Below are 24,819 nucleotides of genomic sequence, written 5' to 3'. Positions count from 1 at the left end.
TCCTATGATGTAGAGATTTAATTATGTCTGTTATCCCGAAAGAGAGAACATCGGACATCGGCTTGTTATCCGGAATGGCAATTGTTTTATAAACCTGCAGAATAGAACTCTGTCAGAAGCAACAAGAAAACTCCGCAGGCGCAAAACCTGATTAGGGAAATTATCCGCTACCGGAGTTATACCAAATTGCTACACGTCTTTTTTCAGGATCAGGACAATGTAGTAGAGTGTAGCCTTGATGAGATGATTCAGGCTGTGAACTTCACGGAATAGCAGCAGAGTTTTGCGCAGAAACTCCATAAAAGTAATATCTTCCGACTTAGTACGTTCCATACCTTCTTTAGCAGGGTAATAGGTAATGACTTGCGTTGATTCTTTATATTCGTATTTATAGTGTGCAATACCGTTCCTGAGCCTATTATCGATGGCTGTTATATTAATTGTATAAAAGCAATCGTCGATATACTGAATTTTCTGGCCTAAATCCACATCAGCAAATTTATTCAGAGAGGATAATTCTTTACGAAATTCGTTCTTCTTGTTCAACTTTAATGTCGCTTCAAATTCATTGTGATCACCTCGTTTTAGTAAATTATTCAGGCCTGCAAGAAGCGTTAACTGACGGGCGAAAACCTCTGCCAAGTCTTTGTAGTAATTATTGCATGTGTCAAAGTAAGCCGTTGATACGCGAGCGGGAACTGGTCGGTATTTCTCTACCTCAATGTAATCATAAAAGAGGGCTGGTCGTAATGGTAATTCAAGTTCAATAAGGCGTGGGTATAAGCCAAGACAATCAAAATGTAGGTTTTTTAGAAATTTATTATTAATAATTTCCTCAACAAAGCTGATGACGTTCTTTTTATGCTTCCCGTGAAGATTTTTATATAAAAGGGTAAAACCTTTGGACAATTCTTCGTTTTGCTCATGGATTGTAAAAGGCGATGACATAATCGATGTTGCTGTGTACAAGGATGCTAAAACGTCTTCTTTTTTATGACTTCTCAGCTTTTCCATAGGTAACTTCGCACACACTTTTTCAAAGTTATTTATATTACCTTTTTTGTATTGAGTAATAACTCTCTCTAACTCCCTTTGCAATGGATAGAGGCGATTCAACATATCAAGGCGTTGAGCTAAATGACCAAATTCATTTCTACCAATTTCACTCATTGCACGAAAAAAGTCGTCATTCCCTGCGTGTACTTACAAAAATAAACAGGGAAATCAAGGTGTAACTCAACGAAATGATTCTCACCTGTGAATGGTGCTTCAAAATCAATTATATCTGATGCGCCCGTGAGATCGTCTTTCTCAGAGCCGATTGTAAAAGTGATGCGTTCTTCACACTCTGGGCAGGCAAACTGAAAAGGCTGAATGTCCCTGTTAGACATCCCAATTCTGCAATCAATTAACGTTTCACAGGTATCACATTTAAAACATTTGCATATATTCATGTTTTTCCGTTGAAGTTAAATTTTCATCTTAATAAGTATATATTTTGGTTCATATTCTTCAGATACAAAAATTACAGCTATAGCCCCTGCATGGCCCAACTTCTCTCGAACAGGTAGATGACATTAGGTTAACCGATAATCATGCAAAACGCGATATATGCAGGCTCCTGGGGATACTAGGTGGAATAGACTTCTATCGAGTGCTCACTGTTGGATCAAAGTACAATCGCAACTTCCGCTTCTGGCACAGAGCAGACATCTAGCTCTGTGTTGTTATTGTACCAGCTCAAATTTGAGCTGGTACAAATAAACTACCCAACTAGCGATATTCCTCTAATTCCGCCTTCAATAATGCTTCCCCTATCAGCCGATTCAATAAAATCAGCCCACCATTGCATCATAGGGCGTCTTTGCTCTAGGTAATCACTACGGTTATAGGCGCGTCTCACTTCGTTTTTATCAACGTGGGCGAGGGCGGCTTCGATAACATCGGGTGGGAAGCCTTGCTCATTGAGAGCGGTACTAGCAATTGAGCGTAAACCGTGTGAGACCAGTACACCGCCGAATCCGGCGCGTTTTAACGCGGCATTGACAGTTTGGCTGTTCATAGGCTGAGTCGGCTTAATACGGCTTGGAAAGATAAACTCACGATGACCACTGAGTGGTTTCATTAGCTCTAGAATAGCTAAAGCAGCGTCAGACAATGGAACGGTGTGCTCACGGTTCATTTTCATTCTAGCAGCCGGTATCTTCCATTCCTTGGTCTCAAAGTTGATTTCATCCCAACGGGCTTCAGCTGCTTCAGCAGGGCGGGATATGGTAAGTAGCTGCCACATAAACAAACATCTGGTAGGTAAGATAATATTAGCTGTACGCATTGTTTGCATGAGTTGCGGTAATTGCTCAGGGTGAATACTTGGCATATTTTTTTTCTTTGGTTTTTCAAAAGCCTTACCAATGTTGATACTTGGAACAGCATCAATTAAGCCAGTATTTTGAGCATAGATCATCACTTCGTTGATACGTTGACAAAGGCGACGAACAGTTTCTAATGCACCTCTGACTTGGACGGGCTGTATTGCTTGAACCAATATATGGGCTTTGATATCGGTAACGCTGATATCACCTATAGCGGGAAATACATCTCGTTCAAGTGAACGCCAAATATCGTTACCGTAATCTTCGGTTACGGTGGACTTCTTCACTTCCCACCAACGCTCAGCAACAAGTTGAAAGGTATTTGCCTTAGCTTCTAAGGTGTTACGGACTTGCTCTTTATGGTGATCTTGCGGGTCTATCTGTTTAGCGAGCAGTGTTCTTGCTTCAAGGCGATAACTACGTGCATCAGCAAGGCTGACGGCAGGGTAAGCGCCTAGGCTCTTTTTAGCTCGTTTTTTAGTGAGAGGGCGAATGTAGCGAAATGACCACAGCTTGCTGCCATTGGATTTAACCAATAGCTCTAATCCGTCGCCATCATAGAGGACATAATCACTCTGTTTTGGTTTTGCTGCATCGATCTCTTTTGCTGATAAGGGTTTGGTTTGTCTTGCCATTTTTGATGTTCCGTTGTTTTTAGGCACCTCAAAAACTATAAAGGTTAACGAGGTGCCTATCAAGGTGCCTAAGATGATTGGATTTAATTAGGTGACATCAGACTGCGCAGGACATAAAAAAGCCCGCAACTCATTGAGTTAGCGGGCTTTTCAGTCTTCTTTGGACGTCCTTAGAAGATAATTTGGTGGAGCTGGCGGGAGTTGAACCCGCGTCCGAAATTTCTACATCCTCGGTACTACATGCTTAGTCTAGTCTTTGAATTCATTTGCCAGCTGCGGACAGACACGCCACCAACAAACTATCCTGATTAAGTTTAACGCTTCAACCCCAGGCAAGGCATCCACGCGATCTCTTTTGGGTTTGACCTCTCTTGATCCCCGTCCTAAGAGCGGAGGCTAGGGAGAGAGGGCTCTAAGCAGGTTATTAAGCTGCTAAAGCGTAGTTTTCGTCGTTTGCGACTATTTTTTTGCGGCTTTTTACGAGGCCAACCGCCCCTCGGCATGCACCTTGGGTTTCGCAAATCCCGTCGAATCCAGAATCAGCCCCAAGTTGTTGAGCGCAGTATAACAGAAAAATACTCTATAAAGCTAGAGGTTAGCGATTAGAATGTTTCATTATACGTGCTTTATCGAGTTGCCATTCACGTTCTTTAATATCAGAACGCTTATCGTGAGATTTTTTACCTCTGGCAACGCCGATTTTAACTTTACACCATGCATTTTTCCAGTAGAGAGAAAGTGCAATAACGGTATAACCTTCGCGGTTAACTTTACCGTAGAGTGTATCTAATTCACGTTGATTTAAAAGTAATTTTCGGCTACGAGTTGGGTCGCACACAACGTGCGATGATGCAACAGTCAGCGGTGTGAAGTTTGCACCGAATAAATAAGCTTCGCCGTCCCTTAAAAGAACGTAGCTATCTCCAATGTTGGCTTTGCCTGCACGGAGTGATTTGACTTCCCAACCTTGTAGGGATAGACCCGCCTCGAACTCCTCTTCGATAGAATATTCGTGGCGAGCACGCTTGTTCATAGCAATTGTTGCTGAACCGGGTTTATATGGTTTTTTCTTTGTCATAGTGCAATCATTATACTGTAAGCTGAGTTGAAAGAAATCTTTCTAAGCTGATATTTTTTTGATTGTGCAAATCTTGCCCTATGTGGGTTTTGTTTTTTGTTTAACCAATCAAAGATGGTATTATACGCTCAGTTTTTGGGGATAGGAATTGATATGCCACAGATTAGTCGCTCTGCGTTGGTCCCTTTTAGCGCAGAACAAATGTATAAACTCGTTAATGACGTTATTTCATATCCGAGCTTTTTGCCGGGGTGTGTGGGTAGCCGAATTATTAGTCATAGTTCTGAAGAAATGACCGCTTCTGTTGAAGTGTCAAAGGCAGGTATTAGCAAAACTTTTGTCACAAAAAATGTGCTAGAGGATAACAAGTGCATTCATATGCAACTTGTGGAAGGGCCATTTAGTAAATTAGCTGGTGGTTGGAAATTTATTCCTTTAAGTCCTGATGCTTGTAAAATCGAGTTTCACCTTGATTTTGAATTTACAAATAAATTGATAGAACTTGCATTTGGCAAAATTTTTAAGGAATTAGCTAATAATATGGTTCAAGCTTTCACTTTAAGAGCAAAGGATGTATACAGTGTCTGAGCTGAATATTGAAGTGACATATGCGCTTCCTGAAAAGCAATTTTTGCTATCAGTAAAAGTGAAAGAGGGGGCGACAATAGAAGAATCAATACTAGCTTCTGGTATTTTAGCTCTTAGAGATGATATTGATCTTAAAAAAAATAAGATTGGTATTTATAGTCGCCCTGCTAAATTGACAGATTTAGTGCAAGATGGGGATCGTGTTGAGATTTATCGACCTTTGATTGCAGACCCAAAAGAATTACGTCGCAAACGAGCCGAAAAGTCTAAAGAAGTTAAAAATAAGTAAACCGATTATACGTAGCGAACCGAGCAAAGCTCGGTTTTTGTCTTTAAATTTATTTATACAAGTTGAGTCTAAATAAATTTTTAATAAAGATACTCATAATAACAACCCGCCTGAATAAGTCCTTCATAAAACAGGTTGTTACTATCACACTAGGTGGTTCTTAGTGTTTGTGGTTAGTCAGCTGTTTTAGTTTCTGATGCTTTTGTTTCAGCAGCTTCCATTGATTCCTGCGCGGCAAGATTTTTCTCGTTTTTGATGTCAGTAAGAATACCATTGCGATCAAAAATCAGAGTCAAAGTTTCTTGCTGAACTGGGTCATGCCCTAGTTCTTGGCGGAAAACATAATACCAAGTCTGAGTACCAAACGGGTCAGATAACATTGGCGTGCCCAAAGTATAAGCGACCTGTTGCTGTGTCATTCCTTTTTGGATCTTAGCAACATCTTTCGCTGTGAGGTAATTACCTTGGTTAATGTCTGGGTGATAGACAAGGCGTTCCATCATTGAACAGCCCGTAGACATTAATGCGAGTGATAGTGCGGCAGCAGTTAACAATTTATAACGCATGGATATCTCATTCCTTTTGGAGTCAGAACATCAATGATAATCGACATTGATACAATTTAAAACCTTCCTTATCGACTCTAAGACCACATGAGCGTAAAAAAGTTGTCAAAAATTATGCTGCAAGTAACTCTTTTGCGTTGGCTAGTGTATTTTTGGTGACTTCTGAACCTGCTAAAAGGCGCGCAAGCTCTTGTAATCTAGATTTTTTATCTAATAGCTGCATATGAGTTTCAGTTTCAACGCCATTAGTTTCTTTGCTTACATAAAAATGATGATGTCCACAACCTGCAACTTGAGGTAAATGCGTTACACACATGACTTGAGTTGATTCACCTAACTCACGTAATAACTTACCAACAATAGCGGCTGTTGGTCCGCTAATACCCACATCGACCTCATCAAAAATTAACGCTGGAGTATCCATTTTCTTAGCGGTAATAACTTGAATAGCTAGTGCGATACGCGATAGTTCACCACCTGAAGCAACTTTAGCGAGCGCCTGATGTGGCTGGCCTGGGTTCGTTGTAACATTGAATTCTATCTTACATGCACCATCAATCTGCAATTGTTCTGGTATAAATTTCACATCAATAGTAAACAGACCATGAGGCATTGAAAGTTGATGCATACTGTTGGTAATTAGCGTGCTTAACTCTTGGGCATAATGCAGCCGCACATGGTGTAAACGCTCTGCACAAGCTAATGCTTTTTGATGATCGATAGCGACTTGCTCGTTTAAAGTTTCACAATCTTCGTTTTGATTAGCAATTTGTTCTTGCTCAGTCAATAACTGTTGAAATAGTTCAGGTAGTGCCTCGGGGCTAACATGATGTTTTCGAGCTAAGCTAATTTGTTTAGAGATACGTTGCTCAAGTTCAAATAAACGGTTGGGATCAAGTTCGTATTGATCGCAATAATGTTTTATTTCATCACTGACTTCACTGACTTGTATTGATGCTTCTTCAAGCATATCGAGAAGTTCTGAAAATTTCGGATTGAGAGCAACGAGATCAGTCAATTCATTTTTTGCCATATTTAATAAACTAATGACGTTCGCATCATCATTTTCAGATAGTATGTGCGTGGTTGTTTGACCAATAGATAAAAATTGCCCATGATTAGCGAGTTGTTTATATTCTTGGTCTATCTCTTCAAATTCTCCTTGAACAGGAAGGAATTCGCTCAGTTCTTTTAGATGATATTCCAGCAACTGTTGCCGAGATTCACGCTCTTGCATCTCTTTTTGAAATACGGCTAATTGTTGGCAGGAGTCGTGCCATGTTTTCCATGCTTTTTTCATTTGAGCAAGTAGTTCTTGCTGGTTTGAATAGGCATCAAGCAGGGACTTTTGATGAGTGTTATCTAGCAAGAGTTGGTGCGCGTGCTGGCCATGAATTTGGATCAGTAATGTACCGAGTTCTCTAAGTTGTGATAAAGGTACAGAAACGCCGTTAATAAAACCTCGGGAACGGCCGTCAGGAGAGATAGTCCGACGTAATAAGCACTCATTTTGGTTATCAAGTTGATGCTCAATAAGCCAATTAGCAGCCATCTCAGCATCAACTAAGGAAAAACGGGCACAAAGATCAGCACGCAGCGCACCAGGGCGTACCATATTGGCTTCACCCCGATTACCTAAACATAGGCCAAGAGCATCAATAGCAATGGACTTACCCGCACCTGTTTCACCGGTTATGGCTGTCATACCATTACGGAAATCAATTTCTAATTCACGTACGATTGCAAAATTATTGATTGTTAGTTGGGTAAGCATCTGCGCTCTCCTGTAAAAATACACACCTGTGTTTTAATACAGTGTATGACTGTTTTTTTATACAGTAAAGAGGCAGAATGAAAAAATTAAAAAGTTTTTTTAGCCCAGCCTAATTTTGAACTTAACGTATTGAAATAATTGTAATCTTGTGGATGAACTAAATTAAGATTTTTATTACTACGTTTAACAATAACTTCCTCTCCATCCTGAATAGGGAGCATAATTTGGCTGTCACAGCTGACTTCATAATCAATATTTGTTCGTAAAAACCTCAACCGAATACTGCTGTCGCTGCTAATCACTAGTGGTCTGGAGGATAAGGTATGTGGAAACATTGGAACTAATACAATAGCATCCAAGTTCGGGGTTAAAATAGGGCCACCTGCGGAAAGAGAATAAGCTGTAGAACCTGTTGGTGTGGCGATAATCAAACCATCAGAACGTTGAGAAAAGGCAAATTTTTCATCAATGTAAACCTCGAATTCGATCATATGCGCAACTTTGCCTGGGTGCAGAACAATCTCATTAATTGCGGTGCTTTTACGTGCTTTTTGGTTAGCTTTAATGACTTGTGCTTCTAGTAAAAAACGTCTTTCTTCGCGGTATTTTCCTTCAAGAACACTTGAAAGTTGTTGCAATGCATTATCAGGGTCTAAATCAGTAAGAAAACCGAGATTACCACGATTTACACCGATCACTTTATTATTATAGCGGGATAAAATACGAGCAGCGCCAAGCATATTGCCATCCCCGCCAACGACGACAACTAAATCAGCCTGTTGGCCTATTTCAGTTAATGTACCAGTGTTGGCATTAGCTAATTTTAAATCTTTAGCAACTTGTTTATCGATAATGGCATGATAATTTTTTGAAATTAACCAATGGTATATTAATTCATGAGTTGCCAATGCTTCAGGATGCCTAGGGTGCCCGACAATGCCTATCGTTTTAAAATGTGGTAGTGTTGTATTATTGTCCTTTCGCATACTTTTTTGGCCTCTGATTGTATGACTTCCCTTGAATCCCTGTATTAGATCCCCATAATACTCTCATATATGGGATTAATGCTAAATACGCGGAGATATTCATGAGTAGTAAAGACCAAAACATGCATGATGAGCAAGCTTTTGAACAAAATGAATCACAAAAAGTTCAAGCTGAGCAAGAAGCCAGCGTTCAACAAGCTGATGAGTTACAAGCAGACGAACAAGCGTTAGCCGCGCGTATTGCTGAGCTTGAGCAACAGTTAGAAGCTTCACAAAAAACTGAACGTGAAGCGATGTTACGTGCACACGCCGAAATTGAAAATATTCGTCGTAGGACTGAGCAAGATATCGAAAAGGCACATAAATTTGCACTGGAAAAATTCTCAAATGAATTATTGCCAGTGATTGATAACTTGGAACGTGCAATAGAAGCTGCTGATCACGAAAGTGAAGAGTCTAAAGCGATGTTAGAAGGTTTAAATTTAACGTTAAAAACCTTTTTAGATGCAGTGGCTAAGTTCGGTATTGAGCCTGTCAGTGAAGTGAATGTGCCATTCAACCCTGAAGTTCACCAAGCGATGACGATGATTGAGTCACCTGATCACCAAGCTAATCATGTGATTGATGTGATGCAAAAAGGGTACACGTTAAATAACCGTTTACTCAGACCTGCAATGGTTATTGTGTCTAAATAATCGATGAAATGGGATACGTGAGTATCCCATTTTTTATTGTCCGCAATTTGAAATTATTCGCTAATTACAGGTGTCCAATCTATAGGTTTTTTGCCTTGCTGAGCTAAAATTTCATTTGTTTGTGAAAAATGCCCACAACCTAAAAACCCGCGATGAGCAGAAAGTGGGGAAGGATGTGGGGCTTTCAGAACATGATGGCGTTTAGTATCAATAATTTTACCTTTTTTCTGGGCATGAGAGCCCCAGAGTAAAAAGATCACGCCCTCGGTATTTTCATTAATTGCTTCAATAACTTTATCTGTAAATGTTTCCCAACCTAAATGTGCATGGGAATGGGCATTGCCTTGCTCGACGGTGAGGACGGTGTTAAGGAGTAAAACACCTTGTTGAGCCCAACTGAGCAAGTACCCATGATTAGGCCTTTGAAAGTCACTAATATCTTTTTCTAGCTCTTTATACATATTGACTAATGATGGTGGTGGCTTAATTCCTGGGAGTACGGAAAAAGAGAGGCCGTGAGCTTGCCCTGGCCCATGGTAAGGGTCTTGCCCAAGGATAACAACTTTAATATCAGAAAGCTCGGTATACCTAAATGCATTAAAAACGTCGTCTTGAGCAGGATAGATAATTTTACCATTTTTGCGTTGTTCTGCTACATAAGCCAACGTTTCTTTGAAATAAGGTTTTGATTTTTCAGGGCCAATAACATCGTGCCACGTAATGGAGTTTGACATGAAATATTCCATAACAATGAATTTAAGAAGGAACAATTATATGAACCAGTTGATAGCTATAAGCTTACTGGTTCATGAGGGAGAGATAAAGCCCTGATATTGAGTATTAATCTTTAAAAAAAATTGAAAATATATAAAAATAGTTAAAAAAGTGAATTATGAATTTTGATTTAAATCATAATGTTGGGTTGGTTGAATTAGTTACTAAGCGGAATAATTGATAAATATCAAAGAAAATAGGGGATCTAGCTGGTATAAAATACCTATATACATTGGTTAGACCAAATATCCAATTACAAGTTTTCATAAGATTGATGGTTAATGTAGCTTCGATTTATTAAGCAAATCGAATGCAATCTAGCTCGAACGTGGAGGTCGACATGATTACAGGTATTCAAATTACTAAAACTGATAATGCAGCATTGATGAATTCGTTTTGGTTACTGGATGACGAAAAAAATGAAGCTCGTTGTGTTTGTGCGAAAGCCGATTATAACGAAGGGCAAATCGTTGCTAAAGACGAATTAGGTGCTTTTGAGTATCGTGAAGTTCCTTTAGAAATGAAACCAACTGTACGTGTTGAAGGTGGTCAGCACTTAAATGTTAACGTATTAAGTCGTGAAACATTAGAAGATGCAGTTAAAAACCCAGAAAAATATCCACAATTAACAATCCGTGTTTCTGGTTATGCAGTGCGTTTTAATTCATTAACGCCTGAACAACAACGTGATGTTATTACTCGTACTTTCACTGAAAGCTTGTAATAAATATTAAATGTAATTACATCTAGTAATGCATAATAAATTCTAAAGCCATTGTTATCAATGGCTTTTTATTTGTTCCTAATAAAGTTGATTATTTCCCACCTTGGTTATTTGTATTTCAATATTCTTCCAACAAATACACTTGTTAGGGAGAATTCATGTCACTATCAACACTACAAACATTATCAAAAAAAGATGAATATATTTTTGTTAGAGAAAACTTAAATATTTATTTGCAGCACCAACATCAAGAAATTAAACCTTGTATAACAGATTTATGGCCTAAAGAGATATTAAGAGAAGACTTCTTAGGAGGTCATGCACAACAAAATGACTATATTTTGGCTCTATTAGCGCAAGGTGCTTATCATAAAAATTGGCGGAATATTCAGGGTGTTGAAAGATTAAGTAATAAAGAGATTTTTGATCTCGGAATTAATGCGGAACTATTAAACGACGAGCAAACAGGTTTTCAAGCTAATATCTGTCGATTTAATGATTTATATATTCTTTGTTTTGCTGGTACTAACGATATTATCGATTTTTACAGTAATATTCGTCAAGGCCTTGGTTTTTATGAGTCTCAATATTTTCAAGCTGTTGGTTTGATGAATGTTTTATTCAATGCAGTTAATGGAAACACAATTTGTACAGGGCACTCATTAGGTGGAGGATTGGCATCAATAGCGGCGTTAGCGAGTCAATCACCCTGTATCGCATTCAGTCCTGCAGGGCTGGCAAAAAATACTATTAATAATATTGGGATTGATTATCACGTTGCTGAAAAAATGGCACAAGAAGGGTTGATACGTTATTACACGGTGCAATATGATTGGCTCGATGGATTACAAAACTCTTTACCGATCCCTTCTGCGTTGGGAAATTGTATTAAAATGGCTTATAGCGAACATAGCTCTTGGAAAAATTGGTTACCCACCCGTTTATTAACAAGAAGTTTTATTGCTCATTCAATGCTTAAAATTATTAGGGTTATGTGCAAACATAAGCCATGGAATAATTGGAATGCAATCACAGGTGAATATAATAAGGTACAAGAAATACCACTAGAAATATTTCCAACTAAAGAAGAAAAACAGGAAATGAGTTGGCAGGAATGTTGTGAAAGTGCTATCAAAAAAGGAAATATAACGGAGTTTTCAGCACTTTTATCATTAGACCACAAACCTTGTGACATTAGTTTATTGGCACAACAATCAGTCAGAACAGTTAATGGGCAGTTTATGGCAGCCCTAATGGAATCTCAATATGGTCAAACAATTAAAATGTTTCAATCCAGAGGCCAAAAAAGTATTTTGCATTTAGCTGCGCAAAATGGCCGTCTTATACAATCGCAACTTTTATTAAAAAATGGATTAACAGTGAATATTAAAGATAGTTTGGGGAACACACCTTTACATGATGCGTTAAATAGCCATGCACTTGATGTTGCTACATTACTATTGGAAAATGGAGCCGATTGGCGAATTAAAAATAATAAAGGCTTAGATTGTAAGGATATACTTGGTAGCCATATTATTAAGTATGATTTGCTAACTCATGAAGGCAAACAAATGCGAGATAAAGTTTTTCAAATGATGGGCTAAATAAAAAACGGGCCTAAACCCGTTTTTAGTGACTAGCTTTTATCGCTAGCTGTTGGTATAGAAGGGCTAGCAGGAGTACGACGTTTACCAATATTTTTCTTATCGCGATGGCGTACTTTTTCTTTTTTCTTAGCTTGTTCTTCTTTTTTCTTTTCTTTACGCTTAGCAAGCACTTTCTTCGACGGTTTTGGCTTATTTAGCATCGCTTCTGAAGGGGCTTTAGTTGTTGGACGTAAAGAATCAACCACACGAATTTTGATAGGTTCTTCAATATAACGAGTAATTTTACCCAATAATGGGAAGTCATGCGCTTCGACTAAGGAAATTGCGGTTCCTTTACGTCCAGCTCGGCCGGTACGGCCAATACGGTGCAAATACACATCTGCAGTTCTAGGTAAGTCAAAGTTAAAAACATGGCTAACGTTTTCGATATCTAAGCCACGGGAAGCAACATCTGTTGCAACGAGTACTTTAACTTGGCCATCAACTAGGCGACGTACAGCTTCATTACGCTTAGCCTGCGGCATTTCACCTTCAAGATAACAAGGTTCGATACCCGCTTCACGTAACCATTGGACTAATTCGCGCAAACGCTCACGCTTACGCACAAAGACGATAGCTTTGGTGACTTCATCTTGTTTTAACAAATGGCACAGTAATGCTGTTTTATGCTCTAGAGTGTCAGCACGGTAATGAAATTGCTGAATTTTTTTACGTTCACGGCGTGAAGGGTCGGCGTCAATTTCAATTGGATCTTCTAATAAGCGCTCAGCAAAGTCACGAATAGCTTCGCCTTCAAGAGTTGCAGAAAACAGCATGGTCTGCTTGCGCCAGCGTGTTTCGCCTGCGATTGTTTCTATGTCATTGGCAAAACCCATGTCGAGCATGCGGTCAGCTTCGTCAAGGATCAAAATCTCAACTGCACGACAGTCAAAGTTTTCTTCTTTAATATATTGGAGTAAACGGCCTGTTGTTGCGACGACAATGTCTTGATTTTCACTGAAAACTTCAGCGTGATTCATATAAGCAACACCACCCGTAATTGTTGCAATGTCTAGGTGATTATGGGCACATAATTCTTTTGCTTGGTCAGCAACCTGCATGGCTAATTCACGAGTCGGTGTGACAACTAGAACGCGAGGCGGCCCTGATTTCTTTCTAGGGAAATCAAGTAAATGTTGGATCGCAGGTAGTAAGAACGCGGCGGTTTTACCTGTACCTGTCGGAGCTGAACCTAATACATCGCGGCCATCCATTGCAGCAGGAATAGCTGCCGCTTGAATAGCGGTTGGACGTTGATAGCCTTTATCTGAAAGCGCATCAATTAGGCTTTCATCAAGTTCAAGTTCAGTAAAAGTGGATGCAGTCATGATATACCTCTATTTGGGGCGCTGATTATAAACAGGTTAGCAAAATTGTTCACCTGAAAAAATCAGCTTTGCTCAAGTGTAACTGTTTTCACTGTGGACAGGGAGCGATATATCAATGCATGTGAGTGAAATATAGAGAAGATAAATAATTGAAGGAGGAAAGAGCTTTTCCTCCTTCATGCTTATCTAACTTAGCTAAGTATATTAATTAACCATGTATGATAAGGAATACCAACTAAGTCAATGAGCACGGCACCACTGAGTGGCACAATCATGAAAGCTTTCATTGACACTTGTTTGTAACGTTCACAAACAGAGGACATATTCGCCATTGCATTTGGCGTCGCACCTAAGCCGTGCCCCATTAGGCCAGCACACATTACTGCGGCATCGTAGTTTTTGCCTAATAAGCGGAAAATGACAAAGACAACTAATAGAATTAAAATAATGACTTGCGCCAATAGAATGGTGAATAATGGCAAAGCAACAGCTTTTAGCTCCCATATTTTCAATGACATCATCGCCATAGTCAAAAATAGGCCAAGCGAAACTTCAGAGATAAGGTCAACCGACTTTTGGTTAATACGGAATAATTCTACTTGGTCATTAATATTGCGAATAACAATCGCAATGATCATTGCTCCAACATAGCTCGGCAAAGAAAACCCGGTTGCTTTGGTAAATTGCGCTGAAGCGAATTGACCAATAACCATAATTCCAAGAACAAGTGCTAGCATTTTTAAAAAGGCGTGAGCATCGATGGATTCAATTTTTCCAGCAATGGTTTCAGGAACTTGAACTCGCTCAACATTTTCATCAGCTTTAATCTGCACGTTAAATTTCTTAATTAAGAACGTTGCAATCGGACCACCAAGTAAACTTCCTGTAATTAGGCCGAATGTTGCTGCGGCAATTGCGGCAACCGTTGCGGATTGCACGCCAAGGCCCTCAGCCATGCCACCAAAGGCTGCTGCACCACCATGTCCCCCAGTAAGAGAAACGCCACCAGCCATGATACCAATAACGGGATCAACACCGAGTAAATGAGCTAGGCCTGCACCAAAGGTGTCTTGGAAAATAACCACAAACCAGCAGATAAACAGGTAAATAAAGAGTAACCGACCACCACTTTTTAAAATACGGAAGCTGCCGTCAATACCAATAGTGGTAAAGAAAGCGACCATTAAGAAGGTTTGTAAACTGGTATCAAAATTGATTTCGGCCAGATTAAATGATTTGAGCCCCCAAATAATCAAACTAACCAGAAAGCCGCCAATGACGGGAGAAGGGATACAAAAGCGCTGTAGCCATTCGATACGTTTCTTTAAGTGGATCCCCATGAGTAGGCAGATCACCGTTAGGAAGAGGGTGGAGAGTGTGTCGAGGTGTAGAATCATATTTTTCCCTTTTTAACTGTTGTCTTTCACGCTACAGCGTTGTTGGCCGCGCTCCGTTACCCTAGTCACATACTTTTGTATGCTCCTAGGGATAACGTCACTTGCCGCCTAGCTGTAATGCGAAATTCAATAGTTAAAAACCATTAAGTTATTGCGCTACAGCGTTGTTGGCCGCGCTCCGTTACCCTAGTCACATACTTTTGTAGCTCCTAGGGATAACGTCACTTGCCGCCTAGCTGTAACGCGAAATTCAATAGCTAAAAACCATTAAGTTATTGCGCTACAGCGTTGTTGGCCGCGCTCCGTTACCCTAGTCACATACTTTTGTAGCTCCTAGGGATAACGTCACTTGCTGCCTAGCTGTAACGCGAAATTCAATAGTTAAAAACCATTAAGTTATTGTGTTACGGCTAGTTTGATAATCAACTTCAAAGCTATTTTTATTGTGGTGTTTGAAAATTAATAATCTTAACAGCGTGAGAAACAGTGTATTTATCAGTCGAGTTGTTGTGTTGTTTTATTAGAATAAATATTGGTATATCAAATAAGCCGCGAGTTTGGCGGTATGGTTGTCAATATCAAATTCAGGATTACATTCTGCGATATCAAAAACCGCAATTTTTTGGCTGCTCTTGATAATGGCAAACAATTCATCAAAAATTTCAGTAGAAATGCCTTTTGGTGCTGGTGCACTAACGCCCGGCGCAATAGCAGCAGAAAATACATCTAAATCAACGGTGACATATAAATAGTCTACTTCGTCAATAAATTTTTTAATTTTTTCAATCGCTTGAGGTAGCTTGGAATAAGCGAGTTCTTTATCGCGGATATATTGGCAACCTAGCGTATCTGCGGTATCGAATAATACTTTTGTATTGCCATGATCTGCGATGCCTAAACATAAATATTTGAAAGAGCGTTGGTGTTGCTGGCACAACATGGCTGATTGTAAAAATGGAGTGCCAGAAGTGGCAACAGGGGCTTCACGCAAATCAAAATGTGCATCAAAGTTAATAATACCAATCGTTTTACCCGCTTGATGTTGTTCAACATAGTCAAACAGGCCCTGGAAGCTCGCAAATGCAACTTCATGACCACCGCCAAGGACAATCGGTTTTTGGTTATCAGCGAGGAGAGCGATAAGTTGGTCGGATAAACGGCGTTGTGCTGCTTCTAAATTGCCATCATCACAGCGAATTGTACCGACATCTTTGATTGCAAGTGGTTGATGAATAGGCAAACCTGCCAGTTGATGACGAATTGCATCAGGGCCTGCTTTTGCACCTTGGCGGCCTTTATTGCGTCGAACGCCCTCATCAGAAGCAAAACCAATTAATGCAAACTTGGCAGGTGTGTGTTTATTAATGACTTGGTGGATGCGCAAATGTTCTTGTGTTTCACCATCTGTGCGCCCTTGCCATTGGAAAGGTTGTGTCATAGTTACTCCAAGTTAATTAATTTAGTGATGTTATGCGCTGTTTGGCGGGTGTGCGTGATAAATTCATCCACGCGATGTGTAGAGCGAAATTCAGGTGCCATAACTGAAACGACAGCTAACACATCATTACCTTTGAAAATCGGTGCAGAAACACCCAGTACGCCTTCATCGATTTCACTCACAGACATGCCGTAACCTTGTTTGCGTATCTGTTGTAAATCTTGTTGTAGCTTTATTTTTTGTTGTTCAGTGGTTAACTGCTTTATATGAGCTTCAAGTACTTGGTTTTGATAGAGTTCATGACGAAAAGCTAATAATGTTTTCGCACTTGCTCCTTTAACTAAAGTATTGCCCCGGCCAATAATAAAAGAGCAGCGCAGCGCTTGTTCACTCTCAATCATGTCGACACAAATGGTCTCTCGTAAATTTGAGGTGATAATCGCCACGGTTTCTTGGGTTTTTTTCGCTAAAGTTTGCAGTTCTTGTTTAGACGCGCTCATCAATAAACTGTGGTGATAGTATTTTTCTTGATTTTTGATACTCTGCGAGCCAACACAGTATGTTCCATATTGTTTTGCGTGAGATACAAATTCCCAATCTATGAGAATTGTTAGTAAACGATAGACGGTTGATAATGGGATCTCTAACGCTGATGAGATAGACTGTGGCGTCACTGGAGATGCGCAAGTTGTGATGTAAGACAAGATGTCTAAGGTTCTATTTATACTGTTCATGGCATCTCCTTTTTTTCGAACTTATCAGTAAATTTTTTTCGTCTCAAATATAATTCTCATATTATGAGAATTATATTGTAGCAAATAGGTTAAATTATGACTTTTATTTGCTTAGTATGAGAATGTTCGAACAAGTATTAGCCAATTAGAGTGTTTGCATGTGTAAGCAAAAAAAGAATTACCGTAAAGGCGGTTTTACGTTTAAACAGTTTTTTGTGGCTCATGACCGATGTGCGATGAAAGTGGGGACGGATGGTGTGCTATTGGGGGCTTGGGCTCCTGCAGACGGTGTTCAGTCTGTATTGGATATTGGTAGCGGTAGTGGGCTAATAGCATTGATGCTAGCACAAAGAAATGCAATGTTATGTGTTGATGCCGTCGAGTTAGATAGTGACGCGGCAGTACAAGCACAAGAAAATTTTATTGAATCCCCATGGGCGGATCGTTTACATGTCATCAATCAAGACATTGTGAGTTACAGCCAGTTGTCATCGGTTCAATATGATTTGATTGTTAGTAACCCACCTTACTTTGAACCTGCGGTTGCGTGTCGGGATGAAAAACGAGACCAAGCGAGATATACCGCGACATTAACTCATGATGTATTACTCGAAAGTGCAAAATCCTGTCTTACATCTCATGGACTATTTTGTTTAGTGCTGCCCTATGAAGTTGGTGAAAAAATACAGAAGATGGCTGAGAATTCAGGTTGGTTTACCGCTTTTCGCGTCAATGTTAGTGATAAACCTACAACAGTCTACCATCGCATGCTATTGGGCATTCAACTGCAAGAGATACAAACACAAGTGACATCGCTGGCACTCAAAGATGAAAAGGGTGAGTATACCGATGAATTTCGTAAACTAATTCAGCCATTTTATGTGAAATATTAAAGCCGGCTCAAAGGCCGGCCCTAGCTCATGTTATTCAGGTTTTAAAATAGTGGGGCCTGAATTAGGAAGTGGTTCTGGGTAATCCAAGGTGTAATGTAATCCACGGCTTTCTTTGCGTTCTAATGCACAACGAACCATTAATTCAGCGACTTGAACTAGGTTACGTAATTCAAGTAAGTTATTTGAAATGCGGAAATTTGCATAGTAGTCGTGAATTTCTTGCTGTAATAGATGGATGCGACGCAGTGCGCGCTCAAGCCGTTTTGTGGTTCTCACAATTCCCATGTAATCCCACATAAATAAGCGTAATTCATGCCAGTTATGTTGAATAACAACCTGTTCATCTGAGTTATGTACTCGGCTTTCATCCCATTCAGATAAATAGGGGATTTCGTCGATCTGTTTGATCGTTTTATTAATATTTTCAGCCGCCGCCCAGCCGTATACCAAGCATTCTAATAGTGAATTGGATGCCATACGGTTTGCACCATGTAAGCCAGTGTAGCTCACTTCGCCAATTGCATAGAGATTCGTGATATCAGTCATACCCGTTTCATCGACAATTACACCACCGCATGTGTAATGGGCCGCTGGGACGATAGGGATGGGCTCTTGAGTGAGGTCTAACCCTAAAGTCATCAATTTCGCATAAATAGTCGGGAAATGGTTTTTAACGAAATCGCTAGGCTTATGGCTAATGTCCAAATACATGCAATCAGCACCAAGGCGTTTCATTTCATGGTCAATAGCTCGTGCAACAACATCGCGAGGAGCAAGTTCACCGCGATCGTCGTGATCTGGCATAAATCGGCTACCATCAGGACGCTTGAGGTAAGCCCCCTCACCACGTAATGCCTCAGTTAATAAAAAATTACGTGCTTGTGGGTGAAATAAACACGTTGGGTGGAATTGATTAAATTCAAGGTTAGCAACACGGCAGCCAGCCCGCCACGCCATTGCGATACCATCACCAGAAGAAATATCTGGATTCGTGGTATATTGATAAACTTTAGCCGCGCCGCCCGTTGCTAGAACAATCGTTTTCGCTCGAATGGTTTCAACTTGCTCTTTTTGGCGGTTCCATACGTAAGCGCCTAAAATTCGTGGCGATTCAGCCTCATTAGAAAGGATAAGGTCGACGGCATTATAGCGTTCTTTAATATGAATGTTTGGGTGGGCAAAAGCGAGGTCAACTAACGTGGTTTCAACTTCTTTTCCTGTGGCATCAGCATGATGGAGGATCCGTCGATGGCTATGGCCACCTTCACGGGTTAAATGATACTGTGTTTCACCGCTTTCGGTAATTTCAGTATCGAATAAAACACCTTGGTCGATAAGCCATTGCACGCAATGTTTCGCATTGGAGGCAATAAACTCAACAGCTTCTTTCTGGCAGATACCTGCACCAGCAATTAGCGTATCTTCTACATGGGATTCGATGCTGTCAGTGTCATCAAAAACGGCGGCAATACCACCTTGTGCGTAATATGATGCCCCTTCGCTGAGGCTGCTTTTACTGAGAATGGTCACTTGATGAAAAGGGGCGAGCCGTAAGGCAGCTGAAAGTCCTGCGACACCACTCCCAATGATTAAAATATCAGTGTAATGCTGTGTGGATTCGTTCATAAGTGTTTGCATGTATATAATAGTATGTATTGAGTTTTTTATGTTAGCCTATCGAGTGTCCTATTGCTATTAGTGGATGGTTGTTAATGCACAGTATATTGACCTAGCGCTATTTACGTATTCAAATGCTTTTAGTGTGATAGCTATCGCATTCGCGCCTAAAATCTGTATGCTGTCTTATAGGCCTGAAAGAATATTATAGGCAGTTGTTTTAATAAGGATCTTTAAGATCATCTCAGTAATTTTTTTATCAGTTTTGTAAATTTTTGACTATTTTTTTAGATTAAATTGAACTTCAACGAGTTCTACTACTCAAAGTAGTGCTTGCTTTAGGAAGGGAGAACATGATCAAGTTAACATATTATCGGCCTGAATTCGGGAGATACTTCCTGGAATGAGCGAGCAACTGACCGACCAGATTTTGGTTGAAAAGGTACAAAAAGGCGATCAACAAGCTTTCAACTTATTGGTGATAAAATATCAGCATAAAGTCGCAAGCTTAGTATCCCGCTATGTACCGCAAGCAGATGTGCCTGACGTTGCGCAGGAGTCATTTATAAAAGCTTATCGCGCCATTGGTTCGTTTCGTGGTGACAGCGCATTTTATACTTGGCTTTATCGGATTGCGGTAAATACAGCTAAAAATTATTTAGTTGCCCAAGATAGACGCCCACCTGCGTCGGACTTGGAAGCGAGTGATGCAGAAAACTTTGAAACCGCTGGTGCCTTAAAAGAAATTTCGAACCCAGAGAACTTAATGTTGTCTGATGAATTAAAGAAAGTTGTTTTCCGGACCATCGAATCGCTGCCAGAAGATCTTAGAATGGCAATTACTCTCCGCGAGTTAGATGGTTTGAGCTATGAAGAAATCGCAGAAATAATGGATTGCCCAGTTGGCACCGTACGTTCTCGTATTTTTAGGGCAAGGGAAGCGATTGATAATAAAGTTCAGCCTCTGATTCAACAGTATTAGTCTGTTAAATCAGTCAATTAAATATAATTGTGATGCAATTAACTGAAGGTAATTGGGCATGCAAAGAGAGAAACTTTCCGCAATGATGGATGGCGAAGTACTAGACTTAGAACTGGTCAACGCTATTTCACGTGATTCAACGTTAAAACAACGTTGGGAGAGCTATCATCTTATTCGTGATACTCTGCGTAACGATACTAATGAAGTCATGCACTTCGATATTGCAAGTAAAGTTGCGGCAGCATTAGAGAATGAAGCTGTGCGTATTAATCCTCAGGTAGTTGTCGAATCGCAGCCAGAGCCTGCGACTTGGGGGGCTTTCCCATTCTGGGGTAAAATTCGTCCTTGGGCGAGCCAGCTGACTCAAATTGGTGTTGCAGCTTGTGTGTCTTTGGCGGTTATTGTTGGGGTTCAACAATACAACCAAAGTAATACCGTTGACTCACCGGTTGATGAGCCAATGTTTAATACTATTCCTGTTGGCAGCGGGGCGCCAGTTAGCTTAAATATCTCAGATAATCAATTATTTGGTAATGAGCAGCAAATTCAACAAGTTGAGCAACAAAATCAACGTATTAATGCGATGCTGCAACAGTATGAAATTGAAAGACGCTCGATGCTTAACCAGCAATATCAAGAGTCTGTAAAACCTGCGTCTTCAGCAGGAGTTAAATTGCAATAATGAACAAATGGTTATCCGTCATCTGCCTGACGGGCAGCCTGATTATTTCTAATCAAGCTTCGGCATCTGAACTAGATGCCGATGTTCTTTTTAAAGAAATGGGAAATGCTGCCCAGAACCTCTCTTACGAAATGTCTTATATGACATTCAGTCCTCAATCAATAACACCTGTACGTTACCGCCATGCCATCATTAATGGTGAACCTGTTTCACAAATGATCCAAATGGATTCATCGCGTCGTGAAATTGTTCAAAAAGGCAATAGCATCAGTTACTTTGAACCTGGTTTTGATGCATTCAGCTTAAATGGTAAATATATAGTTGATAATTTACCATCAGTAGTTTTTGCCAATTATCAACAGATTAAACCTTATTATAATTTTATTGATGCAGGGCGGACCCACATTGGCGATAGGCCAGCATTAGTAATTCGCATAATATCGAAAGACAATTCTCGGTTTAACTATGTAGTATTGATCGATGAAGAAACGAAATTGCCATTACGTATCGACCTTCTCGATAATAATAGCCAAACATTAGAACAATTTCGTGTGATCTCGACGGTGCTAGATAGCCAAACAGTTAAGGATTCATTACTTGCGTTAAGTAAGGTGAATATGCCACCATTATTGATTTCCCCTAAAAATGGAAATCCTTCCTTTAAGTGGCAAGTTGGCATGTTACCACCTGGTTTTGAAGAAATATCCCGTTCTTCGCGAAAATTAGCTGAAGATGACGTGGTAGAAACCGCAATGTTTAGTGATGGTTTATTTACCTTTTCTGTAAATGTGACAAAATCGACTAAAGGCCCGTTACTCGATCAACCGCTTCAAAATGGGCGTCGAACTATTTACACAATGACGCAAAAGCAAAATGTCATCACTATCATTGGTGAATTACCATTAGCAACAGCACAAGTGGTAGCAGGTAGTATTCAGTTTCGGGAGTAAATTATGGTAAAAGAGTGGGCAACAGTAGTCCGTTGGCAAAACGGTAGGGCTTTATTGCGCTATGGTTCTTCATCCGGCTGTGGTAGTTGCGGTGCTCGTAAAACCTGTGGTTCTTATGCTTTAAGCAAAATTGGGCCAAATACGGAACATGAATTAGAAATCGCAATTGAACAACCACTAGTTGAAGGGCAGAAAATTGAAGTGGGCATCCCTGAGGGGAGTTTAATTCGCTCAGCGCTGTTAGTTTACTTAACACCCATTTTGGGGTTGTTTATTTTTGCAGGCTTAGCGCAGGCGTTTGATTTTGAGCAGTTCTGGATAGCGATTTCAGGTGTAATTGGTGGTATTATTGGTTTTTATGTTGCGCGTAGGCTAGCGTCAAATTTGCGCGATGATGAAGCTTTTCAACCTGTTGTTTTACAAATAGGGTTGCCTCCGAGCGAGCTTTCAGTACAAATTAATTGCTAAATTTCAATATGTTGAGTTAGAAGGTTAATTTGATATTATCAATAGAAAGGGGAACATATGTTTCCCTTTTTTGTGGATTAGAATTAATTAACATACAAATAGTATTATGGCTAATAAAGTCATTAACATATTTTGTCTGTTTTGAGTTAGAAATTACAATAGATTGATTATGGCTATAAGCGTGGTTGATGTGGTTTGTATTAATGATGAATTATGACGACTAACCTATTAACCTGATGCAGGTTTACAGTTGTTTTACATTGAATCTTTGTGTTAGCGGGTTCTTATATGTAAAATGCTGCTAATTAACAATCTTGTGATAATCATAGCATTTTAGTTTTGTCGCGATACTTGCACAAAGCTGATTTTGTAAGGCAATTTAAAAGAAGATATTACCTTGAAAATCAATAATATAAGAAATTTTTCCATCATTGCTCATATCGACCATGGTAAGTCGACCTTGTCAGATCGCATTATTCAAATTTGTGGTGGCTTAACCGACCGCGAAATGGCGGCACAAGTTTTAGACTCGATGGACTTAGAGCGTGAGCGTGGGATCACTATTAAAGCACAGAGCGTGACGCTTGATTATAAGGCGTCAGATGGTGAAACTTACCAATTAAACTTCATTGACACCCCGGGTCACGTTGACTTCTCTTATGAAGTATCTCGTTCATTAGCCGCCTGTGAAGGTGCTTTGCTGGTGGTTGATGCAGGGCAAGGTGTTGAGGCTCAAACCTTGGCAAACTGCTATACCGCTATCGAAATGGATTTAGAAGTGGTTCCGGTTTTAAATAAAATTGATTTACCCGCTGCAGATCCTGAGCGTGTTGCTGATGAAATAGAAGATATTGTTGGCCTTGACGCGCATGATGCAGTTCGCTGCTCTGCAAAAACAGGTATTGGTGTTCAAGATGTGATTGAACGCCTTGTTAAAGAGATCCCACCTCCGATTGGGGATGCGGATGCGCCTTTGCAAGCACTTATTATTGACTCGTGGTTTGATAACTATTTAGGCGTTGTTTCATTGATTCGTATTAAAAACGGAACATTGAGAAAAGGCGATAAAATTAAAGTGATGAGCACCGGGCAAGTATATAATGCAGATCGCCTCGGTATTTTCACACCTAAGCAAATCGACCGTGATGTTTTGAGTTGCGGTGAAGTGGGCTGGTTAGTTTGTGCAATTAAAGACATCACTGGTGCCCCAGTTGGGGATACGCTAACAGGGGCTCGTAATCCAGCAGATAAAGCATTACCTGGTTTTAAAAAGGTTAAACCACAGGTTTACGCTGGTTTATTCCCAGTCAGTTCTGATGACTATGAATCATTCCGTGATGCACTAGGTAAGTTAAGTCTAAATGACGCGTCTTTATTTTATGAGCCAGAAACTTCTACTGCGCTAGGTTTCGGTTTCCGTTGTGGTTTCCTTGGCTTACTGCACATGGAAATCATTCAAGAACGTTTAGAACGTGAATATGACCTTGATTTGATTACCACTGCGCCAACTGTAGTGTATGAAGTGCAGCAGACCAATGGTGATATCGTGTATGTTGATAGCCCATCAAAGCTACCGGCATTGAACAATATTGAAGAATTACGCGAACCAATCGCAGAGTGTCATATGCTGATGCCTAAAGAATATTTAGGTAACGTTATTACACTTTGTATTGAGAAACGTGGCGTTCAGACCAATATGGTCTATCATGGTAATCAAGTATCGTTGACTTATGAAATCCCAATGGCAGAAGTGGTATTGGATTTCTTCGACCGCTTAAAATCAACGTCTCGTGGGTATGCATCTTTAGATTATGCATTTAAACGTTTCCAAGCATCAGACATGGTGCGTGTTGATGTTCTTATCAACAATGAGCGTGTAGATGCTTTGGCCTTGATCACTCACCGTGCGAATTCTCAATATCGCGGCCGTGAACTGGTTGAAAAAATGAAAGAGTTGATCCCGCGTCAGCAGTTCGATATTGCGATTCAAGCTGCGATCGGTAACCACATTATTGCTCGTTCTACAGTTAAACAACTGCGTAAAAACGTACTTGCTAAGTGTTATGGCGGTGACGTTAGCCGTAAGAAAAAACTGTTACAGAAGCAAAAGGATGGTAAGAAACGCATGAAGCAAGTTGGTAACGTTGAGCTACCACAAGAAGCGTTCCTTGCTATATTGCATGTTGGTAAAGACTAAGTTTAC

24 protein-coding genes and 1 other RNA gene are annotated in these 24,819 nt (G+C 40.1%); 11 read left to right on the top strand and 14 right to left on the bottom strand.

The genetic code is table 11. The features are described from left to right. Nucleotides 1–189: 189 nt before the first annotated feature. The 5 genes from SJ312_RS07165 to smpB form a co-directional block, all read right to left on the bottom strand. Entirely contained in the window at nucleotides 190–1,170 is a 981-nt protein-coding gene (locus SJ312_RS07165; RefSeq protein WP_319867311.1) for a hypothetical protein, read from the bottom strand. Next, nucleotides 1,167–1,391 carry a hypothetical protein gene (locus SJ312_RS07160; protein WP_239407490.1) on the bottom strand — a complete coding sequence of 75 codons (225 nt, stop codon included), beginning with the start codon at nucleotides 1,389–1,391 and terminating at the stop codon, nucleotides 1,167–1,169. Before SJ312_RS07160 ends, SJ312_RS07165 begins: the two co-directional genes overlap by 4 nt. 374 nt (nucleotides 1,392–1,765) lie before the next feature. Next, nucleotides 1,766–3,007: an integrase gene (locus SJ312_RS07155; RefSeq protein WP_131680557.1), complete on the bottom strand. Its 1,242-nt coding sequence runs from the start codon at nucleotides 3,005–3,007 to the stop codon at nucleotides 1,766–1,768. 183 nt (nucleotides 3,008–3,190) lie between these two features. Then, nucleotides 3,191–3,554, bottom strand: a transfer-messenger RNA (tmRNA) gene (gene ssrA, locus SJ312_RS07150). A 48-nt stretch (nucleotides 3,555–3,602) separates the two neighbouring features. After that, on the bottom strand, nucleotides 3,603–4,085 hold the full coding sequence (gene smpB, locus SJ312_RS07145) for an SsrA-binding protein SmpB (RefSeq protein ID WP_004265004.1): 483 nt from the start codon (nucleotides 4,083–4,085) through the stop codon (nucleotides 3,603–3,605). Between the two features lie 153 nt (nucleotides 4,086–4,238). Between smpB and SJ312_RS07140 the strand changes: the two genes are divergently transcribed. Together SJ312_RS07140 and SJ312_RS07135 are read left to right on the top strand one after the other, a co-directional pair. Further along, complete coding sequence (locus SJ312_RS07140; RefSeq protein WP_036959027.1) at nucleotides 4,239–4,673, top strand: type II toxin-antitoxin system RatA family toxin; 435 nt, start codon at nucleotides 4,239–4,241, stop codon at nucleotides 4,671–4,673. After that, nucleotides 4,657–4,962: an RnfH family protein gene (locus SJ312_RS07135; protein ID WP_319867310.1), complete on the top strand. Its 306-nt coding sequence runs from the start codon at nucleotides 4,657–4,659 to the stop codon at nucleotides 4,960–4,962. Before SJ312_RS07140 ends, SJ312_RS07135 begins: the two co-directional genes overlap by 17 nt. Before the next feature lie 173 nt (nucleotides 4,963–5,135). Here SJ312_RS07135 and bamE read toward each other — a convergent pair whose 3' ends face one another. From bamE to nadK, 3 genes are all read right to left on the bottom strand, one after another. Then, nucleotides 5,136–5,528: an outer membrane protein assembly factor BamE gene (bamE, locus tag SJ312_RS07130; RefSeq protein ID WP_004265001.1), complete on the bottom strand. Its 393-nt coding sequence runs from the start codon at nucleotides 5,526–5,528 to the stop codon at nucleotides 5,136–5,138. A 112-nt stretch (nucleotides 5,529–5,640) separates the two neighbouring features. Then, complete coding sequence (gene recN, locus SJ312_RS07125; protein ID WP_110591986.1) at nucleotides 5,641–7,302, bottom strand: DNA repair protein RecN; 1,662 nt, start codon at nucleotides 7,300–7,302, stop codon at nucleotides 5,641–5,643. An 86-nt stretch (nucleotides 7,303–7,388) separates the two neighbouring features. Continuing rightward, nucleotides 7,389–8,288, bottom strand: a complete 900-nt coding sequence (gene nadK, locus SJ312_RS07120) for an NAD(+) kinase (protein ID WP_319867307.1) — start codon at nucleotides 8,286–8,288, stop codon at nucleotides 7,389–7,391. A 101-nt stretch (nucleotides 8,289–8,389) separates the two neighbouring features. Here nadK and grpE point away from each other — a divergent pair, with 101 nt between their 5' ends. Beyond that, a complete protein-coding gene (gene grpE / locus SJ312_RS07115) occupies nucleotides 8,390–8,983 on the top strand; it encodes a nucleotide exchange factor GrpE (RefSeq protein WP_004264998.1) in 594 nt (197 codons plus the stop codon). Nucleotides 8,984–9,036: 53 nt separating this feature from the next. Here the strand turns inward: grpE and ung are convergent, their stop codons facing one another. After that, nucleotides 9,037–9,717, bottom strand: a complete 681-nt coding sequence (gene ung, locus SJ312_RS07110; protein ID WP_110591984.1) for a uracil-DNA glycosylase — start codon at nucleotides 9,715–9,717, stop codon at nucleotides 9,037–9,039. 380 nt (nucleotides 9,718–10,097) lie between these two features. Here ung and grcA point away from each other — a divergent pair, with 380 nt between their 5' ends. Next, nucleotides 10,098–10,481: an autonomous glycyl radical cofactor GrcA gene (grcA, locus tag SJ312_RS07105; RefSeq protein ID WP_036959024.1), complete on the top strand. Its 384-nt coding sequence runs from the start codon at nucleotides 10,098–10,100 to the stop codon at nucleotides 10,479–10,481. 158 nt (nucleotides 10,482–10,639) lie between these two features. Further along, complete coding sequence (locus tag SJ312_RS07100; protein WP_110591983.1) at nucleotides 10,640–12,085, top strand: ankyrin repeat domain-containing protein; 1,446 nt, start codon at nucleotides 10,640–10,642, stop codon at nucleotides 12,083–12,085. Nucleotides 12,086–12,117: 32 nt separating this feature from the next. Here the strand turns inward: SJ312_RS07100 and srmB are convergent, their stop codons facing one another. The 4 genes from srmB to SJ312_RS07080 all read right to left on the bottom strand — a co-directional run bounded on the left by srmB (nucleotide 12,118) and on the right by SJ312_RS07080 (nucleotide 17,024). Continuing rightward, the gene (gene srmB, locus SJ312_RS07095; protein WP_004264992.1) at nucleotides 12,118–13,455 is read right to left on the bottom strand and encodes an ATP-dependent RNA helicase SrmB; all 1,338 of its coding nucleotides are present in this window, start codon (nucleotides 13,453–13,455) and stop codon (nucleotides 12,118–12,120) included. Between the two features lie 191 nt (nucleotides 13,456–13,646). After that, nucleotides 13,647–14,852, bottom strand: a complete 1,206-nt coding sequence (gene gltS / locus SJ312_RS07090) for a sodium/glutamate symporter (RefSeq protein ID WP_036959023.1) — start codon at nucleotides 14,850–14,852, stop codon at nucleotides 13,647–13,649. A gap of 520 nt (nucleotides 14,853–15,372) precedes the next feature. After that, entirely contained in the window at nucleotides 15,373–16,290 is a 918-nt protein-coding gene (gene hutG, locus SJ312_RS07085; protein WP_112308258.1) for a formimidoylglutamase, read from the bottom strand. A 2-nt stretch (nucleotides 16,291–16,292) separates the two neighbouring features. Further along, nucleotides 16,293–17,024 (bottom strand): IclR family transcriptional regulator, encoded by a 732-nt coding sequence (locus SJ312_RS07080; protein WP_165879571.1) that lies wholly within the window; start codon nucleotides 17,022–17,024, stop codon nucleotides 16,293–16,295. A gap of 158 nt (nucleotides 17,025–17,182) precedes the next feature. On the opposite strand from SJ312_RS07080, the gene trmN reads away from it, so the two are divergent. Next, nucleotides 17,183–17,917, top strand: a complete 735-nt coding sequence (trmN, locus tag SJ312_RS07075; RefSeq protein ID WP_136134234.1) for a tRNA(1)(Val) (adenine(37)-N(6))-methyltransferase TrmN — start codon at nucleotides 17,183–17,185, stop codon at nucleotides 17,915–17,917. 30 nt (nucleotides 17,918–17,947) lie between these two features. Here the strand turns inward: trmN and nadB are convergent, their stop codons facing one another. After that, a complete protein-coding gene (nadB, locus tag SJ312_RS07070; protein ID WP_165879569.1) occupies nucleotides 17,948–19,543 on the bottom strand; it encodes an L-aspartate oxidase in 1,596 nt (531 codons plus the stop codon). Between the two features lie 394 nt (nucleotides 19,544–19,937). On the opposite strand from nadB, the gene rpoE reads away from it, so the two are divergent. From rpoE to lepA, 5 genes are all read left to right on the top strand, one after another. Then, complete coding sequence (gene rpoE, locus SJ312_RS07065) at nucleotides 19,938–20,516, top strand: RNA polymerase sigma factor RpoE (RefSeq protein ID WP_004264984.1); 579 nt, start codon at nucleotides 19,938–19,940, stop codon at nucleotides 20,514–20,516. Between the two features lie 58 nt (nucleotides 20,517–20,574). After that, nucleotides 20,575–21,198 carry an anti-sigma-E factor RseA gene (gene rseA, locus SJ312_RS07060; RefSeq protein WP_004264983.1) on the top strand — a complete coding sequence of 208 codons (624 nt, stop codon included), beginning with the start codon at nucleotides 20,575–20,577 and terminating at the stop codon, nucleotides 21,196–21,198. Continuing rightward, nucleotides 21,198–22,148 (top strand): sigma-E factor regulatory protein RseB, encoded by a 951-nt coding sequence (rseB, locus tag SJ312_RS07055; RefSeq protein WP_004264982.1) that lies wholly within the window; start codon nucleotides 21,198–21,200, stop codon nucleotides 22,146–22,148. Before rseA ends, rseB begins: the two co-directional genes overlap by 1 nt. A 3-nt stretch (nucleotides 22,149–22,151) precedes the next feature. Further along, nucleotides 22,152–22,616, top strand: coding sequence for a SoxR-reducing system protein RseC (gene rseC / locus SJ312_RS07050; protein WP_004264981.1), 465 nt, complete (start codon nucleotides 22,152–22,154; stop codon nucleotides 22,614–22,616). A gap of 403 nt (nucleotides 22,617–23,019) precedes the next feature. Continuing rightward, on the top strand, nucleotides 23,020–24,813 hold the full coding sequence (gene lepA / locus SJ312_RS07045) for a translation elongation factor 4 (RefSeq protein WP_036959062.1): 1,794 nt from the start codon (nucleotides 23,020–23,022) through the stop codon (nucleotides 24,811–24,813). The last annotated feature ends 6 nt before the right edge of the window (nucleotides 24,814–24,819 follow it).

The organism is Providencia sp. CIM-Carb-044 (assembly GCF_033901115.1).
Lineage (GTDB): Bacteria > Pseudomonadota > Gammaproteobacteria > Enterobacterales > Enterobacteriaceae > Providencia > Providencia hangzhouensis.
Note: the sequence above shows the minus strand (reverse complement) of the source record. Positions and strands in the feature narration are given on the sequence as shown.